The sequence below is a fragment of the Lujinxingia vulgaris genome (genome assembly GCF_007997005.1).
Classification (GTDB): Bacteria; Myxococcota_A; Bradymonadia; order Bradymonadales; family Bradymonadaceae; genus Lujinxingia.
Genome location: NZ_VOSL01000051.1, coordinates 40,964 through 64,945, shown reverse-complemented (window position 1 = coordinate 64,945; position 23,982 = coordinate 40,964). Strand labels below are relative to the sequence as shown.

The window sequence follows — 23,982 nt, the reverse complement described above, 5'->3', positions numbered from 1 at the left end:
ATTTCGAGGCGCGCGACGTGAGCCACGCGAAAGGTCCGCGTGTCGAGATCTAGAGCTTCTCGATGATTCCCGCCTCGTGGTTCGCCTCATACAACGTCGACTTGAGCTTATAGTTGGAGCGTTTTTGCAAGAGCAGAACCACCCCATCGCCGAGGCCGTTCTCGGCCACGACGACCGCGCGGTAGGACTCCGGGTGGTTCAGCTCGTAGGTCTCCAGATGGTAAAAATCGTCGACGGCCAGATAATCGTAGTCCCAGGTCACGTTGGCGCCGGCCTTATGGCGCTTTTTAAACGAGGCGGGAAACTCGGCCTGAAGGCGCACCTCGGCGCGGCCCCAGGCGTCGTCGGTGGGCGTATGCGAGGCCGGTAGAAGGTTCTTTTGACCTTTGAGGCGCTCCATCTTCTGCTCAAAGTAGGCGTAGTCGGGGTCGCGGGGATCGGCGTTCTGAGCGCGCTGCAGCTCATAGTCGGCGACCGGCGGTTGTTCGGGCCCCTGGATCTTGAGGTGCGCCGCTGACTCGTAGGAGAGGCCCGTAATCTGCGCCTTTTCCAGCGCCTCGATCAGGCGAAGGCTCGCCAGAAACTGAGTTTCCGAGGTGGTCAGGCCCGGCAAAAGTTCGCGTTGGGTGAGGTGGGCGAAGAGGTCGTAGCTCTCCTCCAAGACGAGCGGATCACCGGGCGTCCCCTCCCCGTCAAAGCGCAGTATGAGAAAGCCGGCGCTGGAGGTGTCGCCCTTCATCTTCAGGGGAATCCAGGTGTGGGGCGGGAGGTGATGTGCCTCCAGCAAAAACACGAGATCCGCGGCAAAGACCAGGCGGTTCTCAAAACCGCTGACGCGGGGAAGGTCCACATAACGCGCGGGCCCTTCTTTGTAGCGACCCAGCTCTCCGGCGACGGGCGAATTGGCGTCTTTGGTGGAGGGGATCTCAAAGTCGGGGATCAGACCAAAGTCGTCGTGGTTGGCGCCCTCAATGCGATAGTAGCGCCGCTGGGAGGCCATGCGCTCGCGGAAGATCGCTTCAAAATCGCTGCCGAGTCGGGGGCTCAAGATCTCGTCGTAGAAGCGCGCCGAGCCCGCTTCTCCATGGTTGAGAAGGACCTCGATCCAGTCTTCGGTGTAGGCGGGGTAGGTCTCGTCGAGGCGCCCCCAGAACAGGGGCGACTTCCACGTCAGGGCCTCCTCTGGCGAGAGGCTCGCGATGGGGCGGCTCCGATCGGCGGGGCCATCCCCATGCTCGCTGAAGATATAATCAAAGGTGGTCTTATCGACCTCGATGGTCGTGGGGTCGTAGCTCTCGGGGATGTAGGCCGCCCACCTCTCTTTCTGGGCCTCGCTGAGGGCCTTTGTTTCCAACAACCAATGCCAGTTGATCTCATCTTTAAAGGTCTCGATGAGCGCGTCGTTGGTAAAGACCGGGTTCTGACTCAGATAAAACCAGTCGGCGCGGCGGCCGTAGGCTTTGACCCAGTGGCGATCCCAGGGGACGGAGGGGTTTCGCTGGATGCCGACCTTGTCCCAGCGGTGCAGGTAGTCTTTAAAAAACGCCAGCGACCAGTCGACCTTTCGATTGACCGAGAGCGCCCCCCAGTCGAACTCACCGTGAAACTCCCGGATAAACTCGGTGGAGAGGGGGTAGTTTGCGGAGCAGTTTGTGATGAAGAATTGCCAGTGGTTGTCGACGATGTTTTGCAGAATGGGGTCCATAGTTCGTCTCGGGGTTCGCCGGTGTGGGGAGGTTCGTAATGGGCGGTTGGGGTTCGCGGTTTGTGGTTGGGTGGTTGTGTGGTTGGGTGGTTGTGGGGCGCCGGCGGTTCGCGATGTGGGGAGGTTCGTAATGGGCGGTTGGGGTTCGCGGGTTGGGGGTGTGGGGCGCCGGCGGTTCGCGGTGTGGGGAGGTTCGTGAGGGCGATGGGGGGAACTTAATAAAAAAGCCCGCCACCTGCACCCAGGTGACGGGCTTTCTCACACATACATTGTAGCCCGAACGATCAGCGCAGAATCACCTGCGAGGCGCCCACCTCCAGGCGCACGCCCGAGCCGGTGGCGACGTTTCCGGCGAGGTTGGCAGGGGCGGTACAGTGGATCAGACGGTAGCCATCACCGGTGGCCACGCCGCCTGCGGCGCACCACTGCGACGCCTCGGTGGGCAGGACCTCGGGGACTTCGGCCGTGTCCTCACCGGCGTCGGTCTCCACCGGGTCTTCGATCTCCGAGGAGCTGTCGTCGACGTTGCAGCCGACCAGCAGCAGCATGGCGAGCAGCATCATTGGGATGCGAGCGAACTTAACGTACGTCATCGTCATCTCCCGCGATCAGTTTTCGAAAATCAGGATGCACTCCAGCGCCGAGTTGGCGTTGTTCGGGCAGCTGGAGGCGGCGTTGTTGAGCAAATACATGTCACGCGAGGAGTCGCCCTGGCCCGAGCCGGCGATGTATTCTTGCTCGGTGAAGTAGCAGCAGTCGCTGCGGTTGTAGACGTGGGAGTTGCTGCCGTTGCCGGCGATGTTCCAGGCGTTGCGGCTGTCGCGCCAGCGGCCCGAGGGCTCGTCGTAGGAGAAGTGGAAGGGGCCGGCCGAGAGGTGCTCGACCTGGTCCTGGCTGTTCCAGAAGCGCCCGGCGATGCGGTAGGTGCACCCGTCGCTGCAGATCTCGTGGAGGCGATCGCGGGGGATGGCCACGGTCTCGCGGCGGCGTTTGTTGCGGATGACCATGCGTGTGGTGGTGCGCTCGACAAAGCCGGTGCTCACGCTGTTGTCGGTCTCTTTGACGACTTCAAAGTCCCGGACCACCAGGTCGCCCGACATGGTGCCGCCGGAGAGAGCCAGGTAGTCGCTGGCGGCGTCGGCCTGGCTCAAGTAGGTCGAGTCGACTTCCGATGCGGTCAGATAACCCGAGGCGTCGGTGCCGCCGAGCGAGGCCGCGTCGAGCTCGGAGGTGTCCACGCTGAAGGTGGTGCCGTTGAGCGCCAGGTGCGCGCCGGCCTGGTAGCTGACCGGGTCGGCGCAGGTCCAGGCGCTGCCATCAAAGAGGATCGTCTGTGAGGGGCTGCAGCTCAAATCACCCAGCGTCTGGCCCAGGGCGTCGCGCACCTGCGACATGGTCAGGCCGCCGCTCAAGTCGCCGCACTCCCAGCCTGAGCTCGACGCCACGGCCACCTGGCCCGGCGCGCAGCTCACCGCGGCGGCGGTCTGGTCAAAGACGTCTTCGGAGAGAGACTCACGGGTGACCGCGCCGGCGGCCACCTGGTCGGCCACCGCGGCGCGCGCGGCCACCGCGCTGTTGAGCGCGTAAGGCACCGAGTGCAGCTTAAAGCGCGGGCTCAGCTCCTCGCCGCCGTCGATGGCGATCGCCACGTAGGCCTCGCCACCGGCGAAGATCGAGGCGTCCAGCGGGCTGCCCTGGTCGCCGAGCGCCACCGAGTAGAAGCCCGAGGCGTCGAGCTGCACTTCAACCTGATCTTGCCAGAGCACCTCACCGCCGCTTTCGGCGCTGTAGATGGTGAACTGCATGTCGATCAGGCCGATCATCGGCTCGCCATCATCCGAGAGCAGGCGGCCCTGCTGCATCAGCGTGGTGGGCGCCTGGGCGAATGCGGGTGCGGCGAGCAGGGAGGTGGCGCTCATGGCCAGCGCCAGGCCGAGCAGGCGCAGGGAGGTGCGTAAGGGGGGCAGGCTCATCACGTTCTCCATCGTGGCCCCAACATACGACGTAGCAGCGACCCTCTGACGCGGCTGCGCGACCCGACGCAGAAAAAGATGGCGGGCCGGGGATGGGGCAAGTTGTATAAAGTTGCAACGAGAGGATGATGGAGGCGCGGCGTGTGTGTCAATCGTGCTGCTCGCCAGGGCGTTTCAAGCGTTCGCTGCCCTGAGAGCGGAAGGAGGGCGCAGGGGCGCCCGATGCGGGAGTCATCGCATGAAGACAGGCCGGTCTTCGACCTCGACTCGTGTCGGAGCGCCCCGCATGAACGCCGATCATTCGGCGGCGGTGATGTCCTGGGCCAGCAGCTCGCCATCGGCGTCGAGGTAGAGCGTGAGGCGCGCGTAGCCCTCGCAGCGTTCGGGTTCGGCGCACGACATCATCGCGCTCAGGTGCGGGCGCACGTCGAGCATGCGGGCGTAAGGGATGCCTTCGGGGGCCGCGCTGGCACGCTCCGAGGGGCGGAGGGTGAGCGTGCCTCCTTCGCCATGCGCGCGCAGGGGCGTGCGCCGCGTGAACGCAAATCCGCCCTCGCTGGTGAGCTGGTCGATGATCGCTGTGAAGGTGTCGGCCGAGGTGGGCGCGCCGTCGAAGCTGTAGATGGGGGACGCCGGGGGCACACCGGTGCTCTCGAAGGTCTTAAACCAGTCGGCCACCTGAGCGCGGTCGTCCGGGGTGGTGGGGTTGGTGCGGTGGCAGGCTTTGAGGGCGGCGCGAAGCTCGCTGAGATTCGCCGTGGACGCCGGCCGAAGAGGCGTCGGGGATCGCGGCGTATACCAGGGCTGGGCGGCGAGGTAACCCTGCCAGGAGGCGTCGTCGAGGGACTGGCCGTGTAGCGCCAGAATCGCGTTGATGGCGTAGCCGTACTCTTCGCAGGCAAAGCCCGCGATGTCCGGCTGTGAGGTCAGGCGCGCCTCAAGCGTGGCGTCTTCGGTGGGGCAGGCCGGCTCGCCAGCGCAGGTCTCGCAGTAGCGCGAGGCGATCGCCTGGCGGGGGTGGCAGGCCATCCACAGCACGGGATCGCAGGGGAGATCGGCGTCGGAGGCGCAGACGCCCTCATGAGCGTCCGAGGGCTGTATGGCATGTTGTTGCGACGTGGAAGCCGGCGCGTCGGGGGATGCCTCGGAGGTTGCACCGCGCGCGGGCTTGCCATCGGGTTGCGCTGAAGCGCCCGAGCAGGCGCTGGCCGAGAGCACCCATGGGGTGGCGAAAAGAGTAACCAGTGCCCGGATCGGTCGTTTTCGTAATGAGGTGGTGGGGCGCATCGAAGCTCCTGATGAGGTCGTCGCATTTTCACCGCTGCGCCATCCCTGGGGCTCTCGCGCTCGGTGAGAGGTTCGCTTTGTGGGGAGGCGTAGACGGCGTATCCCGGAGGATATTCAGGTTCGTTGTCGCGATGTTCGGACGCCTGGCACCCGATCGCCGATGTTCGGACGCCTGGCACCCTGACATGATCGGGTCGCATTGCGTTCCAACGCGAGCATGAATGACGCGCAGCATCCGTGCCAGACAGGGGCTCGCCAGGAGCGCCGCAGCGCGGACGCCGCGTCACAACGCGCCTTGTTTCAATAAACGGTGGTTCGCCGCGGGTTCAGGGAGCTGGACTGCGACACGATGCCCTCTTGCCTCGCGGCAACCCGAGGACGAGGGTCGATTTCGCGACGTTCACGCGTGCTCCGCATCGGGCAGGGCGCGCCGCTCATTTCTGCCGGCACGATCAACCTCTCGGAGCTCCTGATGCGAACACCACGCAGCGCCCATCTGCTCGTCATCGCCACCGCCCTCGCCACCTTGAGCGCGGCCTGCTCTCCGGCCTTTTTTCTCAAGCCGACCGAGCCCTACGACACCGACGCGCTGGCCGACGCGCCCGACTACGCCGAGGCCGACGCCTGGGTGGCGCTCCCGGGGCAGGACACCAACGCCAACCTCTTGCCACCCGGTGCGCCCGAGCGCGCGGCTGAGGCGCCGGCGGATGTCTTCTTCATCTACCCGACCGTCTGGTTTGACCGGAAGCGCTGGAACGACCCGCTGGACTCCGCCAAATCCCATGAGATGCTCAACGAGCTGATCCTCGCCGGGCAGGCCAGCGTCTTTAATGCGTGCTGCCGGGTCTTCGTGCCCCGCTACCGACAGACGACGATCGGCGCCTACTTCAATGAGCCCGCAGAGGCCCAACCCAGCTTCAGCGTCGCCTATGCGGATATCGCGCGCGCCTTCGAGGTGTTCATTGAGGAGCATAATCAGGGGCGCCCCTTCATCGTGGCGGGCCACAGCCAGGGGAGCATGCACGCGATGCGCCTGCTGGAGACCATCGACGCCGACCCGGAGCTGCGCGAGCGTCTGATCGCAGCCTACATCCCGGGCTTCGCGCTGCCGCTCTCGCGCTATGAGAGTGCTTACGAGCATCTTGAGCCCTGCCGCAGCCCCGAGCAGACCGGCTGCGTGCTCTCCTGGGATACCTACCGCGAGGATCATGCGGGCGACGGCGCGCAAGACCTGCTGCACTGGCAAGGCGACGCGCTCGCGCGCATCCCTGTGGACGCGCCGCGCCAGTGCACCAACCCGGTGAGCTGGCGCATGGACGAGCAGCCCTCCGAGCGCGCCGCGCACCTCGGCGCGGTGCAGCTCAACAACGAGGGGGAGTCCACCTCGTTCATCGGTGTGCTGCGCTCCCGGGGGCCCCTGGGGATGAACGTGACCGGGCTAAAAACGCCGCAACCCGCCCTCCTCTCGGCCCGTTGCCAGGGCGGCGTGCTCTTTGTGCCGGACCTTGAGGACTTGGGCTACGACGAGCTGCCGGAGACGACCTCGGGAAATTACCATCTGGGGGATATCGAGCTCTTTTATATGGATATTCGCGCCAACGCGGCGGCGCGGACGCAGGCGTGGTTGAGCCAGCGAGCCTCGGTGTCGGAGCTTGAGAAGAGCGAGGAGACGATGGCGTCCGAAGAGGTTGTCGAGCCCCGGGTAGGAGGGGCGGAGTGACGATGTTCAGGTAAGGATGTCACGGCCCCCCTTGCCCCGACACCTACCATAAAACGCCCGACGCCCCTCCCAACAGGGGGCGATGTCCGACCCCGGGGCGGAGCGTTTTAGTAAGTGTCGGGGAAGGTCTGACTTACGGCCTCACTCGCTCGCCGTAATCCCCTGCGCCAGCAGCTCGCCATTGGCGGCGAGATAGAGGGTGAGCCTGGCGTAGCCCTCACATCGCTCGGGTTCGGCGCACGACATCTTCGCGCTGAGGTGCGGGCTCACCGTGATTCTGCGCGCGTAAGGCAGCGCCTCGGGCGCGGCGCTCCCATCGTCGGGCGGGCGGAGGGTGAGCGTGCCGCCCTCGGCCTGCGTCTTCACGGGGGTGCGGCGCGTGAATTCAATATTGCCCTCGCTCAAAAACTGGTCGGCGATCGACGCGAAGGTGTCGGCCGAGGTGGGCGCGAAGTCAACATCGTAGAGCGCAGAGCTCGGTGGGACGCCGGTGTTTTCAAAGGTCCTGAACCACTGCGCGACAATGGCGCGATCGTCAGCAGTGGTGGGCTCGGCGTTCTGGCACGTTTCAAGCTCGGCGCGAAGCTCGCGCAGGTTGGCCTGTGCCGCCGGCGGCAGAGGTGCCGGGGATCGCTGCGCCTGCCAGGCTTGGGCGGCCAGGTAACCCTGCCAGGAGGCGTCTTCCAGGGGGTGGCCGTGCAACGCCAGAATCGCGTTGATGGCATAGCCGTACTCCTCGCAGGCAAAGCCCGCCAGACGCTCCCGGGAGGTGAGCTGCGACTCCAGCCGGGCGTCTTCGGTGGGGCAGGTCGGCTCACCAGCGCAGCTCTCGCAGTAGCGCGAAGCGATCTCCTGGCGCGGGTGGCAGGCCATCCAGAGCACCGGGTCGCAGGGGAGCGAGGCGTCCGCGTTGCAGATCGACGAAGGGTTTGACGAGGCGTCTGCTCCGATTTCGTCGGGCGACGGCGCGGCATGTTCGGGCTCGCCAGCTGGCGAATCATCCACAACATCGGTCGCGGTCGAGCAGGCGGCGCTTGAGAAGGTGAGCGCTGCAACGAGCAGCAGGGGATGCATCTGGCAAGTGAACAGGGATTGAAGACGCATTGTAGCTCCATAGCGACACGGGTTGGCGATGGGGGAGCATAGACGACGCATGGCGAGCGATATTCAGGTGGGTCGGAGGTGGGAAGGAGCGGTGACGCTCTTCGGCGTGTTCAACCTCCAGAGAACCATGCGTTGCGCTTGGGCTAAGCGACAGCCGCAATCATCTAAAAACCACATAAATAAAGGACAATGTGCGACCCCGGGGCAAACCATTTCGAGAAAAGATCGAAGGCCTGGCACCCGATCGCCGATGTTCGGACGCCTGGCACCCGATCGATAGCACCCGAACGAGAATAGATCGAAGGCCTGGCACCCGAGCGCGAAACGATCGAATGCCTGGCACCCGATCGGACTCAGGAAGCCGCCTTCTCTACAGGGTCGGGGGGCAGCAGCAGATCTTCGAGAAAGAACGCCGCGAGCTCATTGCGGCCCGAAAGATCGGCCTTTTTGTAGACGGCGCGGGCCTGCTGGCGGGTGGTGGCATCGCTGGTCTGGCGCAACGCGGCGATCTCTTTGTGAGCAAAACCTTTGAGCAAGAGCAGGGCGACCTCTTTTTCGGCCTCGGTCAACTCCCAGCGATCAAATTGATGATCGATGGCCGCGCTCAGGCCGCGCAGGAGCTCGCGGGCTTCGTGTTGCCATTGCCGCGCCTCTTCGCGCGTCTCTGAGAGCTCCCGGTGGAGCGCGTGCGTCTCGCGCACGCGCGCTAGAAGCGTCACGCGCAGGGCGTCGGCGTTGCTTTGCAACGCATGCACGCGCGCGGTGGTCTTCCGCAGCTCGCCCATCATGCTGAGGCTTCCCCCCAGCGCTCCCAGCACAAGCAGGCCTTCCAGGCCCAGGTGTACGAGGCCCGCCCCACGGGAGATATCGGCGAGGAGATCGAGGCCGGCCAGGGTGAAGACGAGCAGAAAGAGGGTGAGGTAGAGGAGGAGGCGACTACGATCGTATCCGTCATCTGTGGTGTGTGGGTGCGCTAAGGTGTTGATATTCATGGTGTATCACGTCTGTAGGATGGAGCGTGTCGGGCGGTGTCGCCATCGTGGCCACACTAAGTCCCGACCGGTGCCGGTCGAGAGGTTACGTTCACCCGAAGCTGCGGAGGATCCCGATGGAGCTCGTCCTACTTCATCCCAAAGTCGTTCATATTCCGATGGCCCTGGCCGTCTTGACGCCCCTTCTGACCGGGGGGCTCTTGCTGGCGTGGTGGCGAGAATGGTTGCCGCGCCGCGCCTTCATCATCGCGCTGCTCTTTCAGCTGGTGCTGGGCGTGAGCAGCTTTGCGGCGCTGCAGACTGGCGAGGTCGATGAGGAGATCGCCGAGCGGGTGGTGCCGCACGAGGCCATCGAGGCGCATGAGGAGGCCGCCGACCAGTTCTTCTGGGCGGTGGTGATCGTGCTGGTGCTCATGGTCGGACCGAGCGTGGTCAGGAAGGAGTCGCTCGCAAAAGGGCTCGGCGTGGCTGCACTTGCGGGCACGGTGGTGGTGGCCGGGCTGGGATATCGGGTTGGCGACGCTGGTGGCGACCTGGTGTATGAACACGGCGCGGCTGAAGCGCATCGCGCCGGCGGTAGTGCTCAGGACGAATAAGTACGAGGTCGTCCGCAGGGGCGATGTGATCGAAGGCCTGGCACCCGATCGTGGATGTTCGGACGACTGGCACCCGATCGTGGATGTTCGGACGCCTGGCACCCGGTCAAGAACGGCACGAGATCGAGATCGAGCCCGAGATCGAGCCCGAGATCGAGATCGAGCCCGAGATCGAGCCCGAGATCGAGCCCGAGATCGAGATCGAGCCCGAGATCGAGCCCGAGATCGAGCCCGAGATCGAGCCCGAGTCCGAGATTGAGTACCACCCCGACCTCCAACCTCCACCCCAACTCCCTCAAACCAAAAAAACGCCCGACGCCCCCTCCCAACGGAAGGGCGCCAGACGCCCCGGCAACGCAAACTCAAATACTCAGCTCAATCTCTCACCCCCGCCTCACATCCCCGAGCTCGGTCGGCTTCCCTCCTCCTTGCCGCGGATGCGATCCCAGCCGTAGCGGATCGCGTCGCGAAAGTCGTTCCAGGTGCCCTGGTTGCGCGTCTCCCAGCCTTTGCGGGCGTGGGGCTCCACGTCGTCCCACTTGCGGTTGCGGTGGTTGCCGTGCTCGGCCAGCGCCATGCCGTAGCGGTAGCCCAGCTCATACTCTTCTTTGCTGTGACCGGAGCCGGCGTAGTTCGCGGCGTAGTGGCGGTCAAAGTCGCCCTTAAACTGCGAGAAACGCCCGGTATTGCCGCCCTCGCTCAGCGTCTCGATGTCGATCTCCTGGCTGCGCAGGGTCTCGCGGATCGTCTCGGGGTGCTCCTCGACCTCCTGGTTGATCACGACCTCTTCGGTGACGTGGGTCTCTTTGCTGACGACCGCCTCTTCATGGCGTTCGGTGAAGGCGACGCTCTCCTCCTCAAAGATGTGATCGCCCTCGCTGACGGGGCGGTCGACCTTATGGCGCTGCACGTCGACCTTCTCCTCGCGCAGGTTGACGGTCTCTTCGACCGGGGTTTCGGTGACGCGGGTGAAGGCGCGCACCCCGCCGGTCTCCACCTCGCGTTTGCCGACCTTGAGCTCCTCCTCGGCCGCCTGCAGCTTTTTGCTGGCGCCGCCGGAGGGGCCGGCGTCGGTGAGGCCCACCTCCGAGCCCGTGGCCGCGCCGGCGCCGACCTTGCCAGTGTCCGTCGACGCTGAGCTCGTCGATGAGGAGGCCGTCGAGCCGGCCCCGGCCTGGCTTCCTTTCAGCGTGGAGCGTGGCTCGGAGCCGTAACGATCCCCGACGTTGGAGAGGGCGTAGCGGTCCATGATCTGGCGCGCGCGCTCGATCTTGGCCCGGTCGTCGGAGTGAACGATGATCAGCGAGCAGCCGTCGCGAACCCCGGCCGCGTAGCGCTCGGCCTCCCGAGGCTGGATGCCGATTTTTTGTAGTTTTTTAAGCGACTTTTTGGCCTCGGCCTGGTCGCTGTCGGTGTCGCTAAAGAGCCCCTTAAAGAAGCCCTGATGATCCTCGTGAGCGTTTTTGATGAAGTCGATGTTCGAGCGGTTGATGTTGGCGTCTTTGAGCTCTTTGACCGTGCTCTTGGCCTGATCGACGTTTTCGTACAATGCGATGACGGACATGCTCATACCTACCTCGTCTGCAGAAGGTGCAACTACGATGACTCCCGACTTTGCGGGGGGCTTGTATGCTCGATGATCGCCTCCTCCTGGCGGAGGGTGACCTCCTCGTGGTGAACGCGCTGCGAGTGACGGCGCGTGATATGAAGCTCCTCCTTGAGCACGAGGCGTTTCTCCACGACGGCGACCTCCTCGTAGACCGGAATGATCGTCGTCTCCCCCTCCCGCCGCGCGCCCTCACGCGCCTCCACCACTCGCCCCACCGGCACGCGCTCCACCTCCAGGGCGGTGGCCTCCAGAGGCACTTCGACCTCCTCGTCACGCTCGTGAACGCGCTTCGTCACGCGCACACTCGCCCCCTCCACCTCGCGCACCCCCACCCGGATCTCCTCCCGTGCTACCGGGAGAATCGTGCGTTTGACCTCGTCGTCTTTACTCATGACCGAACCCGCTCATAGACGCGTCCCAACTCGCGGCACGGCACCGGGGCCGCGCTCATCGAAGCACAGGCGTAATGTGTGCGCGAGACGTAAATCCCCAAAGATTTCAATGTGTTGCAGTCGTTTTGCGCGCCTGTCTCGGCGTGCCAGGAAGGCGTCGAGATAGGGCGTCGACGGGACACGAGGACCGGGCGTCGGGAGGGGGGGCGCGCGAAACGCCGGCCCTGCGGGCTCCGAGGGCGCTCGGGGCTAAGAACACGCCAACGATATACCCCGAAGGGGGCGTAAAGGGGGTCGGGAGAGGCACCATGAGCCTGTTTTGACCCCCTCGACCCCCGGCGAGGAGGCAGGGTGTGCCTGTTTTGACCCCCTCGCCCCCCAGGGAAGAGGCAGGGTGTGCCTGTTTTGACCCCCTCGACCCGTGGCGAAGAGGCACTGTGAGTGTGAAGTGACCCCCTCGACGCCTGACCTTCATCCACCGCCCGTATGTTGCGTCGAGCCAGAGCAACGTGGGCGCCCCGTCGCATCTCTCACCTCCGAGATGCCCCGGCGCGCCCGCGCTCCGATCCGCCCTTTGCGTCGCGCTTAAAGCGCTCAGTCGCAGGGATCTTCACTCACCCGCTCGATCATCAGATCGACGGGCGGCGTCTCCAATCCATCAATAAACGCCTCGATCTCACAGCGCTTCACATTGGGCAGATCCAGAAAACGCGCGGCCTGATGGATATGCTCCATAGACGCCAACCCTTCGATCGACTCCAGCGATGCCAGATCTTGCAATACGAAGGTCTTGGTCTCCCGCAGCGATCCGAAATCATCCATCGAAGTCAGCGCCCCCAGATGGCGGAGCGCGAGGAAGTTGACGACCTCCAGGCTGGAGAAGCCGCTCAAGTCTGTGAGCTTGTTAGCGCTGCTGATTTCAAGTCGGAAACTCTGCTCGGTGGGAAGACGCTCGTCCAGCGGCTCAACCAGCTCTCCAATCTCTCGAACATTCTGAAACGCCGTGATCGCCCGCAGCTCGGGATGGGATTTTATCTCCACACGAGCATCGATACGCTCCAGCCGGTCGAACCCTCGAAACGCTTCCAGCGTGCTGCTGTCGTCGAGTGAAACACCACCCAGGCGCTCCACCGAGGAGAACCCATCAAGAATTTTCAGGTTATATTGAGACCGATAGAAGAGCTCGCCGAGCCGCGTTAAATGATTGAAACTATCCAGCTCGGTGACATCGCTCAGGCCACCCAGATCAAAAAACGCGACGTGGGTGCACCCCTCTTCACATAGACGCGGGATGTCATCGGCGTCTAGCGGCCGGTAGTCAGGCGGTTCCTCGGAGCAGTCTTGAAGCTGCCCCGGTGAACACTCAGCGGCCACTGTATTGGGATCGGTGCAGCCCGTGACGAGGAGCGCCAGAGATGCGAGGAGGGCGTAGGTGTGGCGAGTCATGATGGCATCCAATAGAGAGTTTTTGGGCTGCGAACGCGTTGAGGGAAAGCCTGATCACAGGCTCTGCCTGCGCTGATCGTAATAGACGCAGGAGGCGGAGGCTTTGACTTCTTTCCCGGCCGCTGCTCGCGCGTTCAACATCCAGAAGCCTTCGCTCTTCGACATCCAGATGCGTTCTGCTCCCCCATCAAATTGTCCACCGACTTCGGTTAAATAACAGAGCGCGTCGTTGAGCGGGGCCATGCGCGTTTGGACATGCGGGCGTGAGCTCCCGTAGGGGTTGGCGTGCGCGGTGAACACGTCCATATAGGTCGTCGGATCGTGGTAGAGCTGGTGCATGCCCGTGTACGTTGAGCTCAGGCCAAACTCCATAAATGAGGCTTGAAGGGGACCTTGCTGGGAGCTGGCGACGATTCTCCAATCCAGCCGGTCGACGGGCATATGGACTTCGGCGCCCTCCCCAAGTCCGGCAAGGCGACCTCGAATTCCACTTAAAGCCACCAGGTTCGATAGGTCGCCATGGTACTCAATACGGTCACCCCGGGTGCGCGTATCCACCAGGGTGAGATTGCCGTGTGTGAACCACAGGGAGTGGTCATGGCCGATGAAGCGGTCGCGACGTACGCAGCTGTATTGAGAATAGATCGGTTGGGAGGGGTCATCGTGTTGGGAGTAGGTATGCAAGATCCAATGATGTTGAGATGAATGGAAGGTGCCTGCTTCCAGAAACACCCCTTCGCCTCCGCCGGCAAACCTTCCTCCCAGCCCTGTTAAGACGCATTGCATCTGCCGGTAGCCCGCGATCGCCTCGCGTGCGGAGCCCAAACGCTCGATCAGCAGGGGCCCGGCGAGCGCGGCGCTGTCGAGTGGCGGGAGGCTCTCGATTAGCGTGGAGAGGTCGCGCTCGCTGCAGCCCTCCGGGATGGCGCAGGCTTCACACACCGACGTTCCAGAAGCCCCGGGGGAGGAGTCATCCCCATTCACGCGTGCGTCGCAGGCCTCCTGAGTGCGGGTGATGGTGTCGGCACAGGTCTCAAGCTGCTCCTTCGCGCTCCGATACAACGCCTGCGCGTCTTCGGGGCCTGACCCCAGATTGGGCCAGATGATGAGGTGCGGGTTTTCCAGCATCCGCGCGTACATCGCGATGGTGTGGTCGATGAGGACGTTTGGCCCCATGAGCGTGGCCTCGTGCGTGTCGAGCTCTTGCACACAGGCTAATTCTCTGTGGATGCTCTCCGAGACAGCCTCACAGTCTTCAAGGTGAGTTCGAGTATATTCCAAAATGTCGACATCGACGCGGCGGCCATAATCCGGTGAGTCGATGGATTCCTGGCGAATCGCCTCCTCAACGGACCGGCGGAGGTTTGCGATATAGCGCCCCCAGTCTTTCAGGTCGGTGGTGCCCCAGGCCTGCTCATGCACACGCGCTACGGGCGGAGAGGGTAGCCCGTACACATACACATCGAGGGGCACGTCGCTGAGAAGCGATCCGGTCGTGGCGTCGATCGCCCAGTCGAAAGAAAGAGGGGGGAGTTCTTCGTCGACAGAAAGCGGACTTTGTACTTGAAGGTAGTCGGCCAGGGTTTCGACATCACGCTCATCAAGTGAGGTGATGTCTGCCAACATCACGACATAGCCTCCCAGGGTTTCTTTATCGATATAATGCGTGCCACAGTTGGACACAAAGTCCTCGAGATCGGAGATAGCGTCGTCGCCGGCGCATCGCGAGTTGGATCCCTGTGGCCATCCCCCCTCACGGCTGGGGATCACGCTACGCATCGCGGTGGTGATTTTTGAAACCATAAAGAGCAGACGTGTGCCCTCGTCGCCCGCCGCCAGCTTCGCGCGCGCTCTGGCTTTTAACGCCTCGATCGCGTCAGCCTCATCACTCATCGCGACGCTCAAAGCGCCCGAGATCTCCCAATCGACGTCCTGCTCGCTGCGGAGAAATCCGGCGATGAGGGGGGCAGACCATTGAGGGAAGATCCTGGGGAAGAACTCCGGCAGGCATACGCCTGCCGGCGCGGCGTGCCACGCGAGATCGTTACGATACAGCCCGCTCCCCAGGGGGGCGTCGTTGTTTTGAATCGCGCCCGAATACTCTAACACCTGATGGGTCGCGCGGGTTGGCATGTCAGCCGGGACATCGGGCGTATTTGTACAGGCGATCGCCTGCGCAGCCATGCTGAGGCAGAGCGCGCGCAGCGGCCAGGGGGAAGGGCGCATCTCAAAATCTCCGTAAAGAAGAAGAGCTCGTTGTGAATAGCCTGAACAGGGTTAGTCGACGTCTTCGATCGGGTCAACGAATGAAGCGTTTTCATGTGTATGGTTTTAGCGTCGCCAGGGTAGATCACGTCCAATGACCTGATAACACGTTGTTGAACGGTGCCGTCACACCTCGACCCGAGCGTTGTTCTTATGTGGCGAAAAAGACCTCATGATCGCCTGGATATTCATTCTGCTCGTCGGCACATGCTCCCCATATGGACGTCCGAGGTGTATATCGGGCCATAATCTGTCATAGATACATCGGATACCCTGACCCACGAGCCACGTCTGATCTCCCGGACTATGGATGATGATGATGAAACATGCCTTTCGCCCCCTCCCCACCCTCCTGCTCACCCTCCTCCTGGCCGCCGGCTGCGGCCAGTCCGACTCGCCGCCTCCATCCACCGCCGACACCGGCGGCCCCGACGTGGAGGAGGATGCCGGGAGCGACGTCGACGCGCAGCCCGATCGGGTGGTGGCCGATATTGTGTTTCCCTCAGACACCTTTGTGGTGCAGCTCGACACCATCCTGCGGCCCGAAGCGCAGGCGGTGAACGCGTCCGGCGAGGAGCTGGAGGTGCGGGTGAGCTTCGAGAGCAGCGATCCGGAGGTGATGGAGATCTCGTCGGCGGGCATCGCGGTGGGGCGTGCGCCGGGGGCGGTGACGCTGACCGCGCGGGCGGGCGATGTGCAGAAGGACTGGCCGGCGCGGGTGGTCTCGGCGCCCGTGGCAAGCGTGGATGTGGTGCCGGCCAACTACACGCTGCAGCTTGGTGAGGCGGTCGAGTATGTGGCCGTGGCGCGCGACGCCGGCGACGTGGTGATCGAAGACGCCGGTGAGCCGACCTGGACGACCACCGACATGGGTGTGGCCTCGATCGACGCTCGTGGCATCGCCCGCGCGCTGAGCGTGGGGACGGTCGAGGTGGTCGCGACCATCGACGGCATCGAGGGGCGCGCCACCCTCACGGTGGTGGACGCCCCGGTGGACGCGGTGGCGATAAGCCCGCGCAACCCCGCGGCGATCTACCCGCTCGGGAGCGTGACGCTGGAGGCGATGGCCCTCGACGAGCTCGGCGATCCGATGCCCTGGGTGGAGCTGAGCTGGGCCTCGTCAGACACCTCGGTGGCCACCGTCGAAGATGGCGTGATCACCGGCGTGGCGCCGGGCACGGCGACGATCTCCGCGTCGGTCGGTGACCTCCATGATGAGGTGGAGGTCGAGGTGATCTTCTCGGTGCAGGAGGTGCTGGCTGGCGAGGGGGCCGGGTGTGTGATCTCGGGTGAGCAGCTCTATTGCTTTGGTGAGGGCAGCCAGGGTCAGCTCGGGGTGGGGGATCTCGACGATCGCGGCGCGGCGGTGCGCCTGGGCTACGGCCCGGGCCTGCGCGACGTGAGCCTGGGCGGCGGGCACGGCTGTTTGATCAACGCGGCCGGCGAACTTTATTGCTGGGGCCGCAATGACTACGGGCAGGCGGGAGATTCCGCGGGCGATCCGGTGCTCGTCCCGTCGCAAATCCTGGGCGCGCGCCTCTCGGGTGGCGGACGCGCGGCTTTTGTCTCGGTGTCGGCCGGAGAGGAGCACACCTGTGCGGTCGACGATCAGGGCGACATCCACTGCTGGGGCCGCAACGACGCGCGCCAGGCCGGCCACGCTGGCGCGTCGACGCACGTGATTCAAAAGGTCGGCGGCGGCCATGACTTTGTGCTCGTGGCGGCCGGAAGTCGCCACAGCTGCGGGGTCACCAGCGATGACTTTGCCTACTGCTGGGGCGCGGGCGATCGCGGCCAGCTCGGCGATGGCACCACCCCCACCACCCCGAGCGAGGTGCCAAAATTTATCGACGGCGGCTACACCTTCGCCTACCTGGAGGCCGGCGAGGACTTCAGCTGCGGGCTGAGCCCCTCGGGGCTGCCGGTGTGTTGGGGAGCGGGCGACCGCGGGCAGATCGGCAACGGCGCCACCGCCGACGTCAACGTGCCCCGCACGCTCGCCCTGCCCCTTGGGAGCGGCCTGACGGCCCTGACCGTGGGTCGCGACCATGCCTGCGGCCTCTCCGCCGGCCAGGCGCTCTGCTGGGGAGCGTTCGACGGTGGCCGCCTCGGCCGCGAGCTCAGCGCCGACCAGTCCAACCCCCAGGCCGCAAGCTTCGCGCAGCGTTTTGTGCAGATCGACGCCGGCGACGGGTTGACCTGCGGGTGGACCGAGGCGCTGGAGATCTTCTGCTGGGGTCAGGCGCCCGGGGCCGGCGCGACGCCGGCGGCGGTGGTGTTCGACGATTATTAATAAAATCGTTTTGTGCCGGCGGTGCGCGCACCGCTGAGCGTAAGACGCAAAAAAGGGCCCCGCGGGGCCCTTTTTTGTGAGCAGAATGACGATCGCCGTCATTCAGGCTCAGAGATCGAGCAGGTCAAGCGACGCGCAATCCCAGGCCACAATGTTCGACGAACCTTTCATGGGATTGCAGCCCGCGTAGAGCACCCCGCGAGCGGCGTCGATGGCGAGGGCCCAGACGGCGTGGGGCCCATCGCCAACGGGCGCGGGCAGCGGCAGCCGCTGGCGCGTTCCGTCGGAGAGATCCCAGCGGTGGACGCCGGCGTCGGCGCCGGACCAGGAGGCCGCGAAGAGATAACCTTCGTAGGCCCGCATCCGGGAGACCGCACTCTGTTCGAGCGTGCGTGTGATCTCGAGGTCGGGGGTGAGAAAACGAATCGCCTCATCCCAGGCCGCAAGGATCTGGTTATTGACGACTTGAACGTCGGCGATGGCGCCGGTGTCCAGAGTCTTGCCGCGGCGCGAGGCGATCTCGACGGTGTGCAGCCCGACGTCCGTGGCGAAGGTGATGTGGCTTTCGCCCGGCCCCCAGGCCACGGTGTTGACGTCGGCGCGGGCTTTGAAGCGCTGCACCTCGTCGGTCGATTGGGTGTCCCAGATGCGCAGCGTGGAGTCTTCGGCGACCGACGCCAACTGCTGGCCGTCGGGGCTGAACTTCACCTTACGCACACCCTGCGGGACGCCGGCGTGTCCGGTGTAGCTGGCGATCTCATCGCCACTCTGCACGTCGTACTGACGGACATGCCCGCCGTGAAAACAGATCACGACACTCTTGCTATCGGGGGCGAAGTCGACGTCATACGCGTGGCCGGTGGCGCCGGGAATCTTTATGACGGCGTTGCCGCTGGCGGTGTCGAAGATGATGCCCTTGCCCGGCCCGGCGGCGGCCAGGAGAGTTCCGTCCGGGTTGAGCGCGAGGCCATAAACGGCCGACATAGATGGACGCTTCATACTACCACTCCTGTTCGTAGGCGCCCTCAAGGGCCTGGCCATTGTTGACGAAGACCTCTTTGCCGGCGACGCGCGCCTCAAAGAGCTTCCAGGCTGAGAATTCGCCACCTTCGATCATCTCGGGCACAAAGAGGTTGATCGATGCGGTGGAGATGTAGTCCTCGGTGAAGTCGGTGGCGTAGGTCGTGTCGCCGATGATGTGTTTTGCCTGGACGTTGCCGCCGAAGCCGAAACAGAAATAGGTCGTGGCGACGAGGACCTCGACCTGGGCATCGCCGGCGACGTTGAGGCTGCCGCCGTTGTCGCCGTACATGCCGACGAGGGTCTTGGCGTGGAGGTCGCCCTGCACGGTGATGTCGCCGACCTCCGACATGACGAGGTGATTGACGCGGAGGTCGCCGGTGACGAGCAGCAGGTTGCACTCCGACTCCGAGCCCCATTCCACGGAATCGGCGGTCAGCGTGAGGTCACCGTCGATGACAATCGGTGTGCCCTGCTCGCCAAGTGTGAGCGCCAGATCCAAAATATCGCTCACGTCGCTGGTGACATTGCCGCGGTAGACCGTGGCGTCGCCGCACATGCTCAAAAAGGTCAGGGCCGGCTCGGCTCGAAAGGCTTCAAACGCTTCTTTGGCCTCGGCCGGGCTCATCGTGGTCGGTTTGGGGTTGCTCGCCGGCGCTTCGCCGGCCGGCGCGTCACCCGATGCGATGGCGCGGATCTCTTCTGCGGAGAGGAGGTCGGGCGCGGCGCCCTCCAGGAATGGCGAGGCACCCGACTTCAGGGTCGCCGCCAGCGACCACCACTCGAAGTCGAAGTCCTCGTCGTCATCTTCATCAAACCATTCGAAGAACTCGTCGGGGAAAAGGTTCTTTAGCTCGTCGACGTAATAATCGTACTTAAAAAAGTCGTCGTGGTAGCCGCAATAATTGATGCAGACCGTTTTGAGGTTGGGGGTCATCGTGCAGCCGTGATCGCTGTTGAGGATCAGCGGGACGTGGGTGGTCCCCTCCACGACCATCTGCCCGTGATTGTAGTTCCCGATGAAGGCGGTGGTGATGTAGGCGTCGCCGGTGACTTCTTTGTAGGAGTTGACGCTGGTCACAAAGTCGCAGTGAAGATCTCCGAGCACGAGCAGGCAGGGGTAATACTCGGTCAGATCCAGGCTGCCGTGGACGGTGAGGTTGCCGTCGATGATCACCAGCTCGTCGGTGGGCTCGCGCTCGCCATCAAAGAAGAGGGACTCCACGGTGTTCTTGTTGACGTCACCGTAGATCTCGACATCACCCTCGAAGACGATGACTTTGGCGAATCGGATGTTTCCCACGTAGCGGTCGGCGAGTCCGTATTTCTCGACAGCCTCGTCATTGGTGAGCTGAGCGGCGGGTTTGGCGTCGGTCCTGGCGCTCGCCGTGTATCCTTTCTTCTTTTTGGACGCGATGAGTTTGGCGGCGCTCTTCTGCGCCTCCTCGGCGGAGTCGAATTCTTTGGTGCTGGCGCGCCCCTCGGAGCCGATCTTTCCGTAGGTGACGGTGTGCGAGTTGCCGAGAAGCTTGATCATCCAGAACTTGGCGGACGTGTCGTCCACGTACTCAAGGTAATGCGTCATGGTGTACTCCGATGAGGGGAATCCAGGTGATGCGCATGGGACGGCGAGGGCGAGCTGAATCGGGCCTGCAATGTTCGTGAGTGCCGCGGATATACCAAGTTAGAGCGAGAAAATCGACGGAAACTTATGATTCTGCGCCTCCGGAACGTGTTTGCGCATGTTGGCGCTGTAGGCCAGAATCGGCGTACTCACCCTGAATGGCGACCGCTGTTTATGCCGTCAATGATCGCTTAGCGCGACATCATGTGTTGGAGACGCGATGACGTATTACCTTGAGAACGCTGAAGAATTCTGGCGTGTCGACTATCAGGACGACATCGTCACCGTCCGCTCAGGCCCCCTGGGCGAAGCCGGCTCGGTCGTTGAGACGCACGAGGTCGCCGATGAAGGCGAGGCGCTGGCGTTGATGCGCGAGAGGGCGCGAGCGCAGCGCGATCTCGGGTTTGTGCAGCGCCTTCCGCCCGACGAGCGCTTCAGCCAGGACGAGCGCGTCAAAGCGTACTGGCAACACGAGGTCCTCGAGGTGTGGAAAGCGATGGGCGTGACTGAGGCCGACTCGATCGCCTACCGCGACCGGTGGGAGGCCTACCTCGCCAAACCCCTGCCCGAGGAGTTGGACCAGTACCTGACCTGGCGCTCCTCGCACCGGTTTGGCTATTGCAACTTCGGCGAGTGGCGGATGTGGGATGAGGACCTCTGGCTGCCGGAGGCGGAGCGAGGAAACCTCTTCGAGCAGCTCGTGCTCATGGATCAGGAGAACGTGCTGGCTACGGCGATGATGGGCCAGTTTGCCCGCTGGGTGAGCATCGGCAGCGCGGGCAATGGCGATCAGTATTTTGCGCACATCGACGACCTCGACCCGCAGCGCGTCGAGGTGGTTTTTTATGATCATGAGACGAGTTCGCCGAGCTTTGTCTGCGCCGATTCGCTCTCGTCCTTCGCCTGGCTAAACCGCTGCTACGTGGCCTTCTTCGACAACGAGGACGCGGAGGACGAAGCGCCCGGCCTGGCGCAGATCACCGAGGATATGAGCCGGCTGGAGGGCCGCGTCGCGCTCTCGTGGCATTTCGACGAGCTGGAAGAGGGGACGGAGTTTGAGCCGGGCTATGAGGCGAAGTCCGACGCGCTCTACCTCTTCCACAAATTCGTCTGGATCAGCGACCTCTTGCGCAACACCAGCATCGGCGCGTTTGAGGAGCTCGCCGAGGTCTTTTACGAAAGCCTGCACGCCGAGTTGAACTTCGAGCAGGCCAAAACGAGGCCTTTTGATGCGTCGTCGGCGCTCTACTGGATCTGGCGGCTCTTCTGGTTCGACAAGCCCGAGCTCGAAGAGTGTCTTCAGCTTGTGGCATCGCACGATTCGCCGGTGGTGCGCGATTGCGTCGCGCTGGTGCGAGCGTTTTTGGAGGGTCGCACCAAGCTGGGCACGATCGAAGACATCTTCGCGCTGCGCGAGAAGTTTTTGGCGCTCGATCTCGACCCCGACCGGGCCGAGGAGCGCGCCCGCGAGGACGAAGAGGCCGAGCGGCTGGCGAACGCGGCGCACCACGCTGCGATGGAGCGCGCCGACCAGCTTATCGCCGAGGGGGATGTCGACGCGATGAAGGAAGCGCTGTGGGAGCTCGATGATAAGGAGGCGACCGAGCGCGTCTTTGCCCGGGTCATCGAGGCGTCGCCCGAGGGGGAGCTGTGGGCGCGCCGGTGGCACTTCATCGATGAGCACCGAAGCAGCCGCGATGGCCGGGGGCACGATTACGAAGACGAGGAGCTCTACGAGATCATCTGGCGCGAGCCGTCGGATCTTATCGGCCCGCTGCTCGGCAAGCCGGAGAGCTGGACCGGCCACGACTGGAAGCGCCTGGGGCTGGCGGCCGCGGCGGCGGGTGAGCGTATGCTGCCGCATCTGCTGACGGCGCTCGATACGCGCGATGAGTACCGGCGCGCGCAGACCGCGGCGGCGCGGGGGTTTGCCGCGCTCGGCGATCCCGCGCACGTCGGCAAACTGGTCGCGATGGTCAAGGAGTTGTGGTGGCCGAACGGCAACTTCTTGATGGAGATGTCGAAGAGCGACCCCTTGCTCGCGACGATTGAAGCGCTCGGGGCGTTGGGCGGCAGTGAGGCGGTCGAAGTCCTCATGAAACTGATGGAGAAGGGGCCCGACAAGGTGCGTCCCCGGGCGGCCGCCTCATTGGGACGCATCGGCGACGCGGCGGCGACCCAGACCCTGATCGCGTACGTCGATTCGGAGGCGACGCGGCCCGTGCTCTTTGCCCTGGCGCATATCGGCACCGAGGAGGCCCGATCCGCCATCGACGCCTACATCGTCAAAAATAACGGATCGCTGCTCAACCTGGCCTACGAGCACGGCATGCAGCAGTTTGCGGCCTTCCAGACCGGCGGCGCCGACGCTGTCGACTGGTCACTCGTGGCGGAGCTCAACCTGATCGTTGAGAACTCCACCTACGACGACCGGGAGCTGCATGAGACGCTCGCCAGGCTGTATCGGCATCATCCCGACGCCGCTGTGGCAGAAGCGCGGCTGCGGGAGTACCTGCATCACGAGTATGCCGTGGTGCGCACGGCGGCGATCGAAGGTTTGGAGGCGCCGGGCGTCGACCTTGGGTTGCGCTGGATGGACCGTCCGACAGTCGAGCTCATCTGGGAGAGCCGTGGTGTGGAGGGCCTGCGCGAAGCGCTGGCCGACCCCAACGCCATCTTCCGGCATAACCTCGTGATCAAGGCCGCGGAAGAGGGCGTCGGCGACGCGCTCGACGCCGAGGTGCTCGCGCTGGCCGACCTCTACTGTCGCTTCACCGGCTACACCAACGGCTATGTGAGGGATGCGCACCGACGCACCTATTATCTCATTGAGGCGATGTCGAAGTTGGACACCGAGGCGATGCTGCGGCGTCTGTGTCGGCTCTGGAAGTCGAGCAACCCGCATTACAGGGGCGCGGAGTACATCAAACACAACTTCGACGATTTGCACGCCCGCATGCGGCCCTACGCCGCCGAGGTCGAAGCGGCGCTCGCTGCCGAGGCCGAAGCAAAAGCCAACGCGGAGGCCAAAAAGGCAGGGCTCGGACTCTCCGCGCGACCCTTTGGCGCCTCTGCCCACGCCGAAGGCCACACCTCGCGCATCCGATCGGTGCAGATCCTGGGCGACCAGGTGCTGACCTCCTGCGACGATAAGTCGGTGATTCGGTGGTCGCGCGAGGGCACGCTTCTCGCGAAGTACGCGTTTAAGGACGGGTTACGCGACGCGGTCATGGACGACGAGCACGTCTACGCCATCAGTGGCGAGTTTGCCGCCTGTCGTACGCTCGATGGCGAGGTGGTCTGGGAGCGCGAAGGTGTCTTCGACTACTGGATCGCGCTGATGGGAGACCGTTTCATCAGCCCGCCCTACGACACCCTGCGGATCCTCAACCGTCATACGGGCGAAGATATCTACACCTCCAAGACGCTCTTCGGCCTCCAACGCATGGTCCGGCTGGACGACGACCACTTCCTGGTCGCCAAATACCAGGGGGAGCGCTTACTCGTCGTCAACCCCTTCACGTTGAAGGTGACGGCGCAGTGGAAGCTACCACCGGTCAGCGGCTACGGCGGGCTCTGGAGCATGGCGGCGGCCGATGGTGAGGTCTTCGTCAGCAGGCGCGATGACTCGGTGGTGGTGTTCGACGCGCATGGCGAGGTGATTCGCCGCGGCGTCTTCGACAAGAGCCTCTACACGATCCGGGTGGTCGGGGAGCACCTGGTCAGCGCCAGCAGCGGCACGACGGTTAAGGTGTTCGACAAACACACCTTTGAGCTCATTCAGGAGGTCGAGACGGGCATCGCCATCGAGTCCCTTGGCGTTGGGCCGGGGCCGACGATTGTGGTGGGTGGAAAGAATGGGGAGCTTGTGATGATCGAGGTCGCGTCGTGAATCGGTAGGGAGGTGGGCGCTCGCACCCCTGAGCGCAGAACGCAAAAAAGGGCCCCGCGGGGCC

Annotated in this window: 17 protein-coding genes; 5 read left to right on the top strand and 12 right to left on the bottom strand. The window is 64.1% G+C overall.

The annotated features are described in order from the left end of the window. Positions 1-49: 49 nt before the first annotated feature. The 4 genes from FRC96_RS11500 to FRC96_RS11485 form a co-directional block, all read right to left on the bottom strand. The gene (locus FRC96_RS11500; protein WP_146974637.1) at positions 50-1,705 is read right to left on the bottom strand and encodes a hypothetical protein; all 1,656 of its coding nucleotides are present in this window, start codon (positions 1,703-1,705) and stop codon (positions 50-52) included. 284 nt (positions 1,706-1,989) lie between these two features. Next, on the bottom strand, positions 1,990-2,298 hold the full coding sequence (locus tag FRC96_RS11495) for a hypothetical protein (protein WP_146974636.1): 309 nt from the start codon (positions 2,296-2,298) through the stop codon (positions 1,990-1,992). A gap of 15 nt (positions 2,299-2,313) precedes the next feature. After that, a complete protein-coding gene (locus FRC96_RS11490) occupies positions 2,314-3,678 on the bottom strand; it encodes a hypothetical protein (RefSeq protein WP_146974635.1) in 1,365 nt (454 codons plus the stop codon). 297 nt (positions 3,679-3,975) lie between these two features. Continuing rightward, the gene (locus FRC96_RS11485; RefSeq protein ID WP_230470167.1) at positions 3,976-4,707 is read right to left on the bottom strand and encodes a YARHG domain-containing protein; all 732 of its coding nucleotides are present in this window, start codon (positions 4,705-4,707) and stop codon (positions 3,976-3,978) included. A 730-nt stretch (positions 4,708-5,437) separates the two neighbouring features. Here FRC96_RS11485 and FRC96_RS11480 point away from each other — a divergent pair. Beyond that, complete coding sequence (locus FRC96_RS11480; RefSeq protein WP_146974633.1) at positions 5,438-6,685, top strand: DUF3089 domain-containing protein; 1,248 nt, start codon at positions 5,438-5,440, stop codon at positions 6,683-6,685. Between the two features lie 141 nt (positions 6,686-6,826). Here the strand turns inward: FRC96_RS11480 and FRC96_RS11475 are convergent, their stop codons facing one another. Then, the gene (locus FRC96_RS11475) at positions 6,827-7,789 is read right to left on the bottom strand and encodes a hypothetical protein (protein WP_146974632.1); all 963 of its coding nucleotides are present in this window, start codon (positions 7,787-7,789) and stop codon (positions 6,827-6,829) included. Positions 7,790-8,142: 353 nt separating this feature from the next. Further along, positions 8,143-8,781, bottom strand: coding sequence for a helix-turn-helix transcriptional regulator (locus FRC96_RS11470; protein WP_146974631.1), 639 nt, complete (start codon positions 8,779-8,781; stop codon positions 8,143-8,145). A gap of 116 nt (positions 8,782-8,897) precedes the next feature. Between FRC96_RS11470 and FRC96_RS11465 the strand changes: the two genes are divergently transcribed. Beyond that, complete coding sequence (locus FRC96_RS11465; RefSeq protein WP_146974630.1) at positions 8,898-9,377, top strand: DUF2231 domain-containing protein; 480 nt, start codon at positions 8,898-8,900, stop codon at positions 9,375-9,377. An 83-nt stretch (positions 9,378-9,460) separates the two neighbouring features. Beyond that, entirely contained in the window at positions 9,461-9,832 is a 372-nt protein-coding gene (locus FRC96_RS22110; protein ID WP_230470166.1) for a hypothetical protein, read from the top strand. On the opposite strand, the gene FRC96_RS11455 is transcribed toward FRC96_RS22110, so the two are convergent. The 4 genes from FRC96_RS11455 to FRC96_RS11440 form a co-directional block, all read right to left on the bottom strand. Then, positions 9,772-10,947 carry a YsnF/AvaK domain-containing protein gene (locus tag FRC96_RS11455; RefSeq protein ID WP_146974629.1) on the bottom strand — a complete coding sequence of 392 codons (1,176 nt, stop codon included), beginning with the start codon at positions 10,945-10,947 and terminating at the stop codon, positions 9,772-9,774. The genes FRC96_RS22110 and FRC96_RS11455 overlap by 61 nt on opposite strands. 26 nt (positions 10,948-10,973) lie before the next feature. Next, a complete protein-coding gene (locus FRC96_RS11450; RefSeq protein WP_146974628.1) occupies positions 10,974-11,378 on the bottom strand; it encodes a YsnF/AvaK domain-containing protein in 405 nt (134 codons plus the stop codon). A gap of 594 nt (positions 11,379-11,972) precedes the next feature. Continuing rightward, entirely contained in the window at positions 11,973-12,824 is an 852-nt protein-coding gene (locus FRC96_RS11445; RefSeq protein ID WP_146974627.1) for a hypothetical protein, read from the bottom strand. A 54-nt stretch (positions 12,825-12,878) separates the two neighbouring features. Continuing rightward, positions 12,879-15,050 (bottom strand): hypothetical protein, encoded by a 2,172-nt coding sequence (locus FRC96_RS11440; protein ID WP_146974626.1) that lies wholly within the window; start codon positions 15,048-15,050, stop codon positions 12,879-12,881. Between the two features lie 349 nt (positions 15,051-15,399). On the opposite strand from FRC96_RS11440, the gene FRC96_RS11435 reads away from it, so the two are divergent. After that, positions 15,400-17,382: an Ig-like domain-containing protein gene (locus tag FRC96_RS11435; protein WP_146974625.1), complete on the top strand. Its 1,983-nt coding sequence runs from the start codon at positions 15,400-15,402 to the stop codon at positions 17,380-17,382. 108 nt (positions 17,383-17,490) lie between these two features. On the opposite strand, the gene FRC96_RS11430 is transcribed toward FRC96_RS11435, so the two are convergent. Together FRC96_RS11430 and FRC96_RS11425 are read right to left on the bottom strand one after the other, a co-directional pair. Continuing rightward, positions 17,491-18,381 (bottom strand): WD40 repeat domain-containing protein, encoded by an 891-nt coding sequence (locus tag FRC96_RS11430; RefSeq protein ID WP_230470165.1) that lies wholly within the window; start codon positions 18,379-18,381, stop codon positions 17,491-17,493. Between the two features lies 1 nt (position 18,382). After that, entirely contained in the window at positions 18,383-19,987 is a 1,605-nt protein-coding gene (locus FRC96_RS11425; protein ID WP_146974623.1) for a WGR domain-containing protein, read from the bottom strand. 259 nt (positions 19,988-20,246) lie between these two features. Here FRC96_RS11425 and FRC96_RS11420 point away from each other — a divergent pair, with 259 nt between their 5' ends. Next, the gene (locus tag FRC96_RS11420; protein ID WP_146974622.1) at positions 20,247-23,918 is read left to right on the top strand and encodes a HEAT repeat domain-containing protein; all 3,672 of its coding nucleotides are present in this window, start codon (positions 20,247-20,249) and stop codon (positions 23,916-23,918) included. Positions 23,919-23,982: the final 64 nt, after the last annotated feature.